General features: G+C 44.7%; 8 protein-coding genes. 3 read left to right on the top strand and 5 right to left on the bottom strand.

Features of this window, described 5'->3' with window-relative positions; all coding sequences use genetic code 11:
* Positions 1-10: 10 nt before the first annotated feature.
* Complete coding sequence (gene porV, locus H8S65_RS18825) at positions 11-1174, bottom strand: type IX secretion system outer membrane channel protein PorV (RefSeq protein ID WP_186931371.1); 1164 nt, start codon at positions 1172-1174, stop codon at positions 11-13.
* Positions 1175-1300: 126 nt separating this feature from the next.
* Between porV and H8S65_RS18820 the strand changes: the two genes are divergently transcribed.
* Genes H8S65_RS18820 through H8S65_RS18810 form a run of 3 tightly spaced genes read left to right on the top strand, consistent with a single transcriptional unit; the run spans position 1301 to position 4081 of the window.
* Positions 1301-2197, top strand: a complete 897-nt coding sequence (locus H8S65_RS18820) for a decaprenyl-phosphate phosphoribosyltransferase (RefSeq protein WP_186931370.1) — start codon at positions 1301-1303, stop codon at positions 2195-2197.
* Between the two features lies 1 nt (position 2198).
* Positions 2199-2792: an HAD-IB family hydrolase gene (locus H8S65_RS18815; protein WP_186931369.1), complete on the top strand. Its 594-nt coding sequence runs from the start codon at positions 2199-2201 to the stop codon at positions 2790-2792.
* An 8-nt stretch (positions 2793-2800) separates the two neighbouring features.
* A complete protein-coding gene (locus tag H8S65_RS18810) occupies positions 2801-4081 on the top strand; it encodes a DUF6080 domain-containing protein (protein ID WP_186931368.1) in 1281 nt (426 codons plus the stop codon).
* Here H8S65_RS18810 and porU read toward each other — a convergent pair.
* From porU to H8S65_RS18790, 4 genes are all read right to left on the bottom strand, one after another.
* Positions 4070-7471, bottom strand: coding sequence for a type IX secretion system sortase PorU (gene porU, locus H8S65_RS18805; RefSeq protein WP_186931367.1), 3402 nt, complete (start codon positions 7469-7471; stop codon positions 4070-4072). The genes H8S65_RS18810 and porU overlap by 12 nt on opposite strands.
* Positions 7472-7487: 16 nt before the next feature.
* Positions 7488-8102, bottom strand: coding sequence for a fumarylacetoacetate hydrolase family protein (locus H8S65_RS18800; protein ID WP_186931366.1), 615 nt, complete (start codon positions 8100-8102; stop codon positions 7488-7490).
* Positions 8103-8105: 3 nt separating this feature from the next.
* The gene (locus H8S65_RS18795) at positions 8106-8756 is read right to left on the bottom strand and encodes a redox-sensing transcriptional repressor Rex (RefSeq protein ID WP_186931365.1); all 651 of its coding nucleotides are present in this window, start codon (positions 8754-8756) and stop codon (positions 8106-8108) included.
* A gap of 703 nt (positions 8757-9459) precedes the next feature.
* Positions 9460-12696: a DUF6383 domain-containing protein gene (locus tag H8S65_RS18790; RefSeq protein WP_186931364.1), complete on the bottom strand. Its 3237-nt coding sequence runs from the start codon at positions 12694-12696 to the stop codon at positions 9460-9462.
* Between the last annotated feature and the right edge of the window lie 869 nt (positions 12697-13565).

Here is a 13565-nt window from a genome sequence, read left to right as displayed (position 1 = left end):
CTTTTAACTTTCACCTGAATAAGTTCTTAATCCCGTCCATATCAAAAGACAGGGAGAAACGAAGTGTCTGGTCCAACGGGTTCTGCGGAACCGTACTGATCAGATAAGCGGCATCCAGCTGGAACACGCTCATACGGAAACCGGCACCTACAGAAAAGTATTTACGGTTACCGACATTCGCATTCTCGTAAAAATAACCGCCGCGAACGAAGAATTGTTCATTATAGCTATACTCGGCTCCGACCGAGACCATGATCTCTTTCAACAAACCGTTAGGCGAATCGGTAAAAGACTTCATCATACCGGAAATGCTCGACCATGATTTATAGTCGTCCACACGCGCTTGGTAGTCGGCATCCGTCTCTCCTTCTTCCTTTTGCGGAGCATACGGGACCATGTATTTGTTCAGATCCAGATAAACACCGATCTGGTTGTAGTCGTCGATCGGGTAAAGCAAACCGGTTCCTAAAGTCAGCTTTGCCGGAAGGTACTGGTTCGTATTTCCCCCGTCATACGAGATCTTACTCCCGATATTGGACAGGTTAAACCCGAAACTCCACAAAGCCTCGGCATTTCCCATCAGCACATATTTTTCCAGGTAACCGGAGATATCGGCAGCAAAAGCATTGCCCGCATTGCTCTCGTCATTCTGGTCCGTCCCCATATCCGAACGGATGTAACGCAAGGTTACCGCCATTGAATAAGATTCGGACAGCTTACGGCTGTAAGCCACGTCAAACGCCATTTCATACGGGTTCAATCCGTAAGGGACATCCCCGATGTTTTCCCATATATTAACTTCACCTAATGAGAAATAACGCAAAGATGCGCTGACAGCCTGCAAATCGCTATTTCCTAATTTGTAGTAACCGGTCATGTTCACCAAAGCCACATCGTTGACCAATTTACGCAACCACGGTGTGTAAGACAAACTGACTCCCGCCTTACTTCCCATAAAAGCATATTTGGCAGCATTCCAATACTGTGAATTGATGTCCGGCAAAGTTGCCGCACCCATGTCTCCCATACCGCCGCCTCGTGCATCCGGAGCGATATTCAGCGAAGGGACCGCCATTTGGAGCAAAGATATGTTATCCTGTCCCCAAGTCGTCGTAACCGAGGCAAAGAAGTTAAGTATTATAACGAGTGCACCGATTCTGAATTTACTTATCATATATCTATCCTTAAATTACTTTCCAATTTAACAGGGATGGTTCATAAACTACCCCTGCCATTATAAACTGAATAATCCGAACTTTATTGTATGCTCAAATAAAATTCCTACTTTTGCCTTTTGAGTATGAAAGATATACAATCGACAGGCAAAGTTAAAGCATTATTCCTCCTGATGCGCCCCTCCCAGTGGGTAAAAAACATCATCTTGTTCCTTCCCATGTTTTTTGCACAGGAGATAGGGGACGCGGACAGGTTGCAGAACGTTGCAATCCTGTTTGCCGGTTTCTGCCTGCTCACCAGCGGCGTATATGTTTTCAACGACTTGATGGACGCAGGTGAAGACCGCCTGCATCCGGCCAAACAGTTCCGTCCGATCGCATCCCGGAAGGTTTCGCCGATGGCAGCCCTCGTTTTCATGTTCCTGCTATATGGGATGAGTGCATTCTGTTTCAGCTTCATGCATACAAGTAACAACCAGATCTGGTTGTTGTCAGGAGGATACATCCTCCTGAACTTAGCATATACGCTTTACCTCAAACAGGTACAGATCATAGATGCCATGATCGTCGCCTGCGGTTTCATCATCCGGCTCGAAGCGGGAGCTGTCGCCGGGGAGATAGAACTTTCGCACTGGCTGATTATCATGACATTCATCCTCTCCCTGTTCCTCGCCTTTGCCAAGCGCCGGGACGATTTGCGTAATTTCATGGAAACCGGACAGATTTCACGTAAGAATATTACCGGATATACGATCGACTACCTGAACGTGATCCTGTCATTTCTTTCTTCCATCATCGCCGTGACTTACATATTATATACGCTTTCGCCCGAAGTGATGTCGAGGAGCAGCGAATACCTGTATGCCACGGTCCCGTTCGTGCTGGCAGGCATCATGCGCTACCTGCAGATCATCTTAGTGGAGAAGAGCAACTGCAACCCGACCGATATCCTGTTGCAGGACCGTACTTTGCAGCTGACCGTGGCTGGCTGGTTTATCGTATTCGCTTTACTTATTTATTGATATGGCAATCGCAATATTCGACTTCGACGGAACCATCATTTCCCGCGACTCACTGCCGGATTTTCTGATTCAGGCTTGTGGACGGAAGGCTTTCTTCCTTCGGCTCCCCTGGATTATCCTGCTGAAGGGAGCGGCCTCGGCAGGCATTCTCCCCACGCACCGGGCCAAAGAGCTTGTGATCTCCTCTTTCCTGCGGGGAATGAAGACAGAGGATTTCCATCAGGCTTGCCTCGAATATGCCTCCCGTATTCCGGATTTCGTTTATCCTGCCGCCTTGGAAGAGATACGCAGGCATCAGGAAGAAGGAAACAAGATCGCCATTATCAGCGCGTCTGTGCCTGACTGGATACGTCCCTGGGCACAAACAGTCGGAATCCGGCTTGTGGAAGGGACAGGGCTGGAAGTCAGGGGACAGAGGTTGACCGGTCGATTTTCCACGCCCAACTGCAAAGGGAGCGAGAAGGTCCGCAGGCTCCGCCAGCTATATCCGGATTTCGCCTCCGAGACTCTTTATGTATATGGTGACAGTTCCGGTGATAAAGAATTGCTCGCCCTCGCAGATGTTCCCCATTATAAACCATTCAACAATAAATAAACATATATATGATGCCATCCTGCCTGTCTATTCTGTTTCGCGCTCTCCGGATCGAGTGGCGAGAGACTAAGCGCACGTTATTTCCACCGACCCCGATAGAAGCCGGGCTTTTCCTTTTCTTCTTTCTCCTTTACGGGTGTATCGGCTACCGGATGCTCTTTCATACGGAACTGATAGACGTGCCCAACGGGGGAGCGGGTAGTTACTTGGGCTATGACAATCTCTTCCATCTCCACACGCGCGGAGGAGCGTTCGACGTCAGCCATCCTTTCTTCGGTATCTTCCATTTGTTGAAAACTTTGTTGATAATCCTGTTGACAACCCTGTTCAAAGAGAAAACTTCCGGTATTATTTGCCTGATGCTGATGAACCTGTTGATAACCGGCGGGCTGGTCCTGATCTACCGTTATCTGAAACAGATCGTCCAGATTTCTTCCCGCCGGGCACTGTTGCTGACAGGGTTCACGGGATGCTTCTTCACGACTGTCGTTCTGTCGTTCACAACGGAAACCTATCCGTTCTCTTTTTTCCTGCTCGTTTTCTCACTATTAATGCTTTCCAGGGAATACAAACTGACCGGATATATAAAAGGACGAACTGTTCTCTTCCTCTCTTTCCTTTGCGGAGGGATCACAATCACCAACGCAGCCAAACCGGCAATGGCCCTGTTCCTGAATAAAGCACCGCTCTGGCGTAAAATACGGACGGGATTCAAAGTCATGCTGCCATTTGTCGTTTGCGTAGCAGTCATCATGGGTTTTTACACACTCAAAGCGAAACTGTTCAACCCGGAAGGTCCGTCTCCGATCGAAACGACCGGGCAACTCGGACAATATTTTATACACGACGAGACATTAGGCAAACAAGCACTGGTCGATTTCTGGGGCAATACGATTATAAGCACGCCTCTCACACAGCAGTTAGTCGGGAAAGAGGTCGTATTGAGACCCAGCGAATACCTGCACAGTTGGAATAATGCCGTGATCGTGTTTCTGCTGTTCTTAGTCGCAGCTTCGGCCTTGCTCAACCTGAAAAACAAATATGTACAACTGCTGCTTATGTTCCTGAGTATAGATTTCGTAATCCACTTTATCATCCGTTACGGGATGAACGAAGCGATCCTGTTCGGCGGGCATTGGATGTTTGCAGTTCCGATCCTGCTGGGCTGGTTATACACGCGGTTGCCGGTCCGCATGTACCGGGTACTGGACTGGGTTATTATCGGCTTCTTTATCCTGACTGCAACAATAAACACGATGGAGTTCATGCGTTCCTTCTTATTCGCCTAAAATGATGAACTTTCTTGCTTTTGTCGCGTCTTTGGAATTATCGGTACTGATGGCTGCCCGATAGATATATACGCCGGGACGCAAACGTGCACCGCCAGATGTCAGATCCCAGGAGACCGTATAGTTTTCGAACAGGCCTGACGTTCCGCTTTCTTCATGTTTCCAAAGCTGACGGCCTGCCAGATCGTAGACCATGATGCCCACCCGCATCCGGCTTTCGGGACGGTTGTGCATAAGATGGAAGGTCACCTGCTCGCGGGCGATACCCGGTGTTGCGATCACATCGAACAGGAATGGTTTCAGGCCTTCGACCACTTCGAAGGTAAATGTCCGCACGGTCGAGTTATTCAGGATATCCCACACCCAGAACTCCGCCGTATGTTTGCCCGGCTCAAGTGCGGGGATCGGGAACTTCACGATACCGGCCCCATCTTCGCCCGGCAACAGTTCGTAATAACTGTTCAGGTTATAGCTCAGGACGGTCGATTCATCTATTATCAGCATCATATCGTGTCCGACACTGCTTCCCGTGATATTCACTCCGCTCTTATCCCATAATTTGGCGACAAAATAGGGAGTCGTGTTCACCAGGCCGCCATCGACAAACGTTGTATCATTCAGATAAAGGGCACGGATCTCCGGCCCGATCGTATCGGTTTCTGCCGTGTCGGAAGTTCCTCCGACAATGAAATTGTCGAAATTACCCTGTGCCTCATTGCCATTTTCCGTATCAACGGCATACAGGTTCATTTTCCCCTGCAAATTGGAGTAGGAAATATCCTTCGGGACTGTAAAAGTAAAGCTGAACTTACCGTTGCGTACGGAGTCATTCCCGATAAAAATCGTATTCGGATAATCGGTGAAGGTGAAAGCTTTATCATCGGTCTTATTATTATTCAAGCAGGTTACAGTGACTTTACTATCTTTCACTGTAGGATTCACGATACCGGTAAAGTCCGTAGCTAATGTTCCGGCCGGATTCAACACCTGCCCTTCAACAGTTATTTTTTCCAAAGCTTTAAACGGGATAGCATCTCCATCCACGGACTTTCCATTAACAGACGTTACCTGCATACGGTACTCCGGATAGTTCAGTTTCATAGCAGGGTCACCGATCAGACAGAAACCTAACTTATAACGAGCAGCCGAAGAATTAATCAAATCACATTTTGTTTCTTTAATGATTTCTCCCAACGTCAAACGTTTTCCATTTTTCTTTTCAAACATATTACGGATCAAACGACTGTTTATATATGCATTATAAGGAATGTAGGCTACACGTACAGTCGTAAACAAAGCAATACCACCACTTTTTGCATTCAAAAACAAATCTTCACCGGCAGAAGTGTTCAGATCGTCGAAACGAGTAAAATCGCAAGTCGCCGTGATCCACACGGGTAAACGGGGATAAGAGAACTGAGTGATATCAGTCTGCGTCAAAACCTTTTCGTCGCTCAGGGCTGTCGTTCCGCCATGTCCCGTATAATTAACCAGGAGCAAGCCATCTTTCAGTAACTTTTGCAAATTAGAACGAACATCGGGGTATCCGTTCTGTCCCCCCGTTACATCTTTCTTATAAGCATCGAAGTATAGTTTATTCACAAGGAATTCAGGATGGTCGGCAGCCAGATAGTCCGTCAGCGTATCAGCTTGGATCATATGTCCCTGAGAGAAACTATCACTATTACTTCCATCATCCGCCATAAAACAAAGATTGTTTTTCCAAATACCGGTCTCCTTGTTGTCCATGTAATTGATAACCTTATCTACAACTTTGGTTGCCTGATCTAACGTACGGATAGGGAAACGTCCAATACCGATATTTACTTTCTTATAGGGGATTTTATCTTCATAATTCTTTTGACTATTACTGCTATCCTCATCCTCAAGGAATCCAAAATAATCATCTATCACATAGGAAAACTTGTTCAACGACTCTTCCGTCTGATACGTCAACAACATATTGCTCATATCCACCGATTTCCAGGCGGAAGTCAGTTTACGGTTGTCGTACGAGCCATCGCCGAACAACAGTAAATACTTGGGAGCATCGGCTTCCGAAGTCTGCCGGTCGTAGAACATTTTCATAAAACGGCGATAAGCGGTTGCATCCGGCGTACCGCTTGAAAACTCGTTATAAATCGCTTCCGGCGCCACGACCTGAATCGTCAGGTTATCCTTTGTCCGATGCGCTTCCGCCAAACGTTCCGCCTGTGTGGTGAAATTAGGCTGGGCAATTATGATCATATCTTGCTGTGGCAGGGCATGCAGATTCTGGTTCGCCACCTCGCCGACTGTCACGGGAGCTTTAATCTGCGAAGGCTTTACAGCCACGAACTCCCTCAAGGAAGCGGAGGCCGGAATAGAAAAAGACAGGTCCGTCCCGTTCAGAGACGTCTCCATCTGTTGCGGATTTATCCCGTCGGTCACATCAAAAACCAGTGTATTGGCATCTGCTCCCTGAATCACAAAGCGGGAGGCATTACCTATTGCCGAGAGGCTGCGGAAGAATGTATAATTATCATATACTTTCAATTGCCTCTTCATCTGAAGGCGGAAATAGTTCAAGTGCACATTCTTGTGTCCGGTCGTACTGTATCCGATGTTGACCTTTACAGTTTCACCTTTATCTGCCGTCCAAGCTCTTTCACGATACAACTCCCGTGCCACTTCGTATTCGTCCGACGGGACAGACACAGAACCGGATATTAAAGAATTACCATCGACATTCATGGTGATCGTTCCGTTGCCGCGGGAGATAAAAGACAGGGTGGCCTTTCCCTCATCGTTCGTAATACCCGGAATCGAGATTGTAAAATCACGGGATAAAGTAGATGTAAACGATTCTCCATACAGTTCACGCCCGGAACTGTTCACCGATACCCAATCTTCTTCGTGCAAAACATAGTCATCGAAAGTCGTCACCTGCAGGGTAGCTCCATCGGCGGATGCAGCCTTTTCCATCGTCCGCCCGGCCGTTTCTTTTTCGGTCACGAAATAATATCCATAATTGGAATAAGGATTGTTGGTGTGGATAAAGGCTTTATCAGAAGAGGAATATTCCCATTTGCGCGGCCCCTTCCCATAAAACAACAGATAATCCGCGTTTCTCCACACGGCTACCTCAGGAACATCATCGATATAAGTAGTAGAGAAATCTTCATCCAACGGCCAACCTCCGTACCCATAAACGGCGACCTTTTCCAAGCTGGAAAAGCCCATCTTCTTCAGGTCGGCAGCCGTCAGTTTGTAAATACCATCTTCCGCCACCTGTATCTTCACCCATTTCCCGGAGTTCAACACCGACTCGGAGGCATATCGGCTACCATCCGCCCAAGCAGAAGTGAGCAGAGCGAATACAAGCAACAAGGCACATAAGATTCTCTTCATACGTTCTTTTTCCGTGTTATCTCACAAAGAAATCCAGCAGCTTCTGCTCGCCGATATATCCCTGCAAGTGGTCGTCTATCTTGACCGGCCCCACGCCTACCGGGGTTCCGGTATAGATCAGATCGCCTATCTTCAACGTAAAGAAACGGCTCACATAGGCTATGATCTTGTCGACCGGGAAAAGCATGTCCTGCGTGTTTCCTTCCTGGACGGTCTTTCCATTAATATCCAGGTGGAAAGGGATGCGGTTCACATCTCCCACGCGTTCTACCGGGACGAATGTCCCAAGAACAGCCGAGTTATCGAACGCCTTGCTGATTTCCCAAGGCAGACCTTGCGCACGCAGCTTGTTTTGCAAGTCGCGGGCTGTAAAGTCAATTCCAACCGTCACCTCGTTATAGTAACGATGGGCGAAACGTTCGGCTATGTTTTTTCCCAGCCGGTCTATCTTCACGACGATCTCCGTTTCGTAATGGATCTCCGAAGAGAAATCAGGGATAAAGAACGGTTTGCCGTCCTTCAGCAACGAAGAGTCGGACTTCATAAAGATAGTAGGCTCCGATAATTCTAACGAATGATGCAGCTCTTTATTGTGGGCGGCATAATTCATTCCTACGGCTATTATTTTCATATGTCAGTGATTGATTGAATTCAAGCGGTTGAACATCACGGCAAGGTGAGCGTACATAGAGGTATTTTGCACTACGATATCTTCCGGCACACGGATGCGGAACGGGGTAAAGTTCCACAAAGCCTTGATCCCTCCGGCGATAATCAGTTCAGTCACTTCCTGCGCCTTGTCGACCGGGACCGTGATCACGCCGATCGTCGCTCCGTATTCCTTCTGCTTGGCAGGAAAATCGTCCATGTGGTAGACCGGTATTCCGTTGATCTCGGTTCCGGCCAATTCGCGGCGGACATCGAAGCCTCCGACAATCTCCAATCCGTACTGTTTCAGACCGGAATCCTGCAACAAGGCAGCACCCAAGCTACCTACACCGAACAGGAATGCTTTATGCTGCGCCGTAAAGCCTAAGAAATCTTCCAACACGTCCACCAGCGTACTGATCTCATAGCCGACACGTGTCTTCCCTGAAATATTCACAAAGGAGAGGTCTTTCGCCACCTGACTGGGGTCCACATTAATTTCTTTGGCAATCTGAGTAGATGATACAAAAGTCTCCCCTCTTCCTTTCATCAGTTTCAAAAAGGCAAGATACCACGGCAGCCTCCTAAGAGTCGGCTCAGGCACTTTCCAGATTTGTTTCATTTCATCGTTACCCATTGTTCGATCTTTATTAATGTAGCTCACAAAAGTACAATTTTTTTCTTTGGGAATAGAAAAATAGAATACAAATACAGGATAACCGCACCAAAATATTTCCTTGTATAAGTGATTCATTTCTGCCAATATTTGAACCGATAAATAATGATTTATGGGTGAGCAAACAGACAAGGCTGCGCATTGTGTCGCAAGCTCTCTTTTGCCGTCTGCTTCAGCAGTCGGTTCAAAAGGCCTGGAGGCTAAGCCTCTTCCTCTGTGGGCTTTAGCCCCTTTTATGGATTATATTTAAAGGGGTTAAAACCCACAGAAGAACCGGCAAAGCCGGAACAATCATCTATCCGTCTGCTGAAGCAGACGGCAAAAGAGAGGCTACGACATAAGGTACAGCTTTGTCTGTTAGCTCACATATGAATCATCATTTATGTGTGTGCCAAATTTTAAATACGAAACAAAAAGCCTCCCCGATATTGCTACCGGAGAGGCTTCATTTTGTGTCTGCGTTTTCTCTTCACAGGGATAATGGCAGATGAACTTTTTTAAATTTTTACTTTAGTATTAATATCTACCGCTTGTTCACCCGTCACGGGATAATTGCCATTGTAGAGATGCACAGTCGTGCATCTCTACGGGGCGCACGGTAAATTTTAGAATTATATTATTTAAGAGAGGCGAAGCAAGCCCCGCCCCTACATAATAACCTTAATTACTTAACGATAGCTTTAACAGCTTCTTCACCTTCAACAGCAACTACAATTACACCCTGAGGAGCAGCAATTACAGCATTGTCGGAAGTGATAACTGTGTTGGCTACTGTCTGGCCTAAGATATTAGTGATAACTACTTTCTTGCCCTGAGCACCAGCGATCGTTACCTGGCCTTCGCCAGCAATAACAGTTACTTCAGAAGTTGTGATCACTTCGTTGTCTGTAGCGATATCATCGATAGAACCTTCTTCGATTGTGAAGATCAAAGCATCGTCACCACCAGTCTTAGCATCATTAAAGAATGATTCAGCAGGATCAGACATTACCAAGCAACCATTCTGCATCTTTAACCAAGAAGCATAAGACGGCTGGATTTTCTGATTTGCAAGTGTAAATGTTGTACCATTTACAAAAGGCAGAGATTCGAACAAGAATGCACGATCAGTCTCAACTTCGTTACCAGCAACTTCTGTATCCACGAAACGGAACGACCAAGTGTAAGCTTTATGTTCATCACCACGCAAGTTTTTGATGTAACGGCCATTGCCATTTCTGTCAGTAGCAGTTATTTTAGAGATGCTATCCGCTTTTGCAATTGCTGTAACATCGATGTCTTTAGTTTTCAGACCGGCAAACTGATCAAGCAACAGATACAAGCTATCACCTACATGAAGAGCATCAACGAAGCCGGCACGGTTATACATACCCCATGTATAAGGATGAGAGCCGGAAGTGGTAGTAACATTTGCAGAATCAACGAAGTTAACCAAATATTTACCTCTTTCATAACCTGCAACAGGAATCCAAGTATCATGGATACAATGATCAGGAGCAGCATCACCCAGAGTAGCACAGATCGGACATTTAACACGGATCGAATCGTTTTCTGCAGCAACACGGTCAATAGAAACCAAATACTGAGGTTTGATATAACCTAAACCACGGCCAACCCAAGCAGTATCAACATAGAAAGATTTACCTTCACCTTTGTTCACAGCGTCGATGCCTAAGAAATCGATACCGTCGATCATAAAGTTCTTGTTAGCTTCCATCTGCAACATTTCACCACGATATTTTTCTACGAAACGCAATGTATCGGCTGCATCACCTTCATTTCCTTCCAGAGTCAAAGAGTTGAAACGACGATAAACAGGAGCATCATCAACTTCTACAGAGAATGCAGATGTACGGGTTTCAGTCATTACTTGTCTCTTCAGATATTTATTGTTTTCATCAACACCGACTTTACGCAGTGAATCCGGAGCTTCATTAAATGCCGTATCAATCAGAGCATAATAAATCTTACCTTCTACATTATTATTAGCCTTGAAGAAGAAATTAGCAACCTGAGCAGCAGTAGCGTCAGAAACAGCGATTCTGTTTTCACCAGCTTCAACAACCATCTTGTCACTACCTTTGGACTTCATCGTATAAGCTTGACGTTTCAGTTCAGACAGACCAGTTACGTTACCCTTGTAACCGAATGCAGCTTCATTTCCTGTCGGAGCCAATACATAATTGTCTTTTGCACCTACATAGATAACAGAGTCACCAACCTTCATTGCACCCATATACAGATCTTCAGATGCGAATGAAGTCCAATATTGCAACTTATAAGTCGTTACAAGCAGAGAATCGTTATCCAAATAGCGATAACCTCTATACGCATCACTCATGATTGCACTATCAGCTTTCTGGAAACCAGCATTTTCAACATCAGCTTCGCCTACAGTCTTAGCTAAAACTTCTACAGCTTCACCTAAGATTGTTGCATCAGCATCGTTATACAACTGCAAAGCAGAAGTAACAGTACCCTTATTAGCACCGAATTCACGGTTGATGATAGAGATAGGAGAAACATCGCTATTCTTACGATTCTTTTCAATTACCCACTGGAATGAAGGCATATCCCACGGCTGAACATTTGCTTCTACAGAAACCCAATGATAAGTAGAGTCTTCGTGGATCGGCATAGCCAAATATTTACCAGCCTTATTCTTAATCAAATACAAGCCTTCTTCTAAAGTTGTCTTGTTTGTTCCAACAGGATCACCACAACCTGTGATACCGAAACTGATTTCGGTTTCTTTCTCACCATAGATTGTTACGATACGAATTTCGTCTGCAGAAACCAAATCCTGAACTGTTACGTAGTTCTTCTTGTCAGCATTAGAAACAATAGCGGTTGTATCACCAGAAGTCGGAGTATTCAAACTTTCGCTAAAGTATTTGTTTCCATTCAAATAAGTAGCTTGCTTAACTTGGATAACCAAGCTATCAATAGAAGGCCAATATGTGAACAAGAACTTAGACTGATCATTAATAACTCCTAATGTGTCATTAAGTGTCTTACCATTCAACTTAGCAGAAGTAAACTGTTTTGTCGTAAAACCTAAGAATTTTTCACCGTTATCGTTTACATAAGCAGTATCGACGTAAACATAAGTACTATCACTCTTCTTTCCTGTCATGATACGAACGAAGTCATCTACTTGAGTTCCGGTCATTGTAGTATCAGCGACGAATTTAGCATCATCTGAGAAATAGTTTTTCAGTGTAGTGTTATTCTTATCTTTGTCAAAAGTCAATTTAACGCCTGCTGTTACATCTTCCTGAGTGCCTAAGATCGTGTTGATCTGTGCAGCAGTCAGAGTCAAAGCTTTAGCTTCAACCAAAGTAAAAAGATTTGCACCAGAGTAAGTATTAGCAGCCTCAGCAACACGTTTTGTCAACTTCAGATAAGTATTTCCATCCTCATCTATATTTGTAGCTTTATCCAAAGTTACAACAGAGTCTGTACTGAAATAGTAATAAAGAGGTCTTGTTGCTTGCAAAGGTTTAAGTGTATTTGAGAATGCCCATCCACCAATAGCACCGCCAACTTCCAGATCAGCAGTAGTGCCACCTGCAGGAAGACCTTCCAGATAATCTTCAGAAACTTCCAGAGTCTGGCCAGTAGCTTTGTTTCTAAACTCAAACTTGATAGCCTGACCTTGATTGTACTGTTGTACATTCACACACCACAAAGTGTTCAAGATTAATGAATCAGCATTAGCCGCTGTCATCAATTTCAACGAGTCATTTTCGATTGCAAGATATGCATCATCAGATTTCAACTGATAAAGACCTTCATTATCTCCTAAGATTAATGAAGATACATTTGTCTGTGCACCTACCGAAAATGAACCAACTGCAAGCAGAACGCTTGCCAAAAGAGTAGAAAATCTCTTGTTCATAATCTAATAATTTAATTAATAATACTATATATAATGAAATTCAGTTCTATAAGTCCCTTCTTGGGATCGTACACCAAAATGACTAATGAAAACGTACGTTTTTTTTAGTCATTTTTCAGCTACAAAAATACATATACTTTTTGAACCTGCAATCCTTTCTTCAAAGATTTTTCTTTTTCTATATTCTTTCTTATCAATTAGATAGCTTAACAAGTACGAAAAACCGCCTTTTTATCACGAACCTTCCAAACCCTCTCCAAAAATGACTAAAAAAAACGTACGTTTTTTTTAGTCATTTTGTTTTTGGAACCTATCTTACTGATATAAAACTAATTACACCCCCGTTTTAGCCTGTTTTCACCCCTATAAACATACGTACGCGCGCGCCTTTCAAGATTACAAGGACGCCTAATAATCAACTTATTACGAAATTATCAAACTTACAAAAAAGACTTTTCCCGCAAAAAGACAAAAAAACATCATCTACGAGACAATATATATATTCCCAATACACATACAATTCCTGCTTTTCATGCCTATATTTCTGTAATCGGCGTCGACGATTATAAAATCAGCGGCCGTGATTATAAAATCAGCGCCGCCGATTACATAATTAGCGTCGCTGATTAAAGAAAAATAGTGCAACTAATCATCTTTTCATGCTGCGAAAGGACATTATTCAGCATGCACAACGCAAGAAAACTTCACAGTTGGCATCGTGGCAACAAAAAAGAGGGTGTGTCAAAACTAGACACATCCTCTTTTTATATCGTTTCCTCCTTTTCCCGATATAGTATTTTTCTATGCCGCAATTTTCCGAGTTGTATAAGTAATAATTGCCATTTTCGTTCTGTAATGGGTTCTCCGTC

This window comes from Parabacteroides hominis (assembly GCF_014287585.1).
Classification (GTDB): domain Bacteria; phylum Bacteroidota; class Bacteroidia; order Bacteroidales; family Tannerellaceae; genus Parabacteroides; species Parabacteroides hominis.
This window is presented reverse-complemented; position numbering and strand designations above follow the sequence as displayed.

Coding starts and splice junctions, on each gene's coding strand:
- porV (WP_186931371.1), bottom strand. CDS start 1,174: ATGATAAGTAAATTCAGAATCGGTGCACTCGTTATAATACTTAACTTC.
- H8S65_RS18820 (WP_186931370.1), top strand. CDS start 1,301: ATGAAAGATATACAATCGACAGGCAAAGTTAAAGCATTATTCCTCCTG.
- H8S65_RS18815 (WP_186931369.1), top strand. CDS start 2,199: ATGGCAATCGCAATATTCGACTTCGACGGAACCATCATTTCCCGCGAC.
- H8S65_RS18810 (WP_186931368.1), top strand. CDS start 2,801: ATGATGCCATCCTGCCTGTCTATTCTGTTTCGCGCTCTCCGGATCGAG.
- porU (WP_186931367.1), bottom strand. CDS start 7,471: ATGAAGAGAATCTTATGTGCCTTGTTGCTTGTATTCGCTCTGCTCACT.
- H8S65_RS18800 (WP_186931366.1), bottom strand. CDS start 8,102: ATGAAAATAATAGCCGTAGGAATGAATTATGCCGCCCACAATAAAGAG.
- H8S65_RS18795 (WP_186931365.1), bottom strand. CDS start 8,756: ATGGGTAACGATGAAATGAAACAAATCTGGAAAGTGCCTGAGCCGACT.
- H8S65_RS18790 (WP_186931364.1), bottom strand. CDS start 12,696: ATGAACAAGAGATTTTCTACTCTTTTGGCAAGCGTTCTGCTTGCAGTT.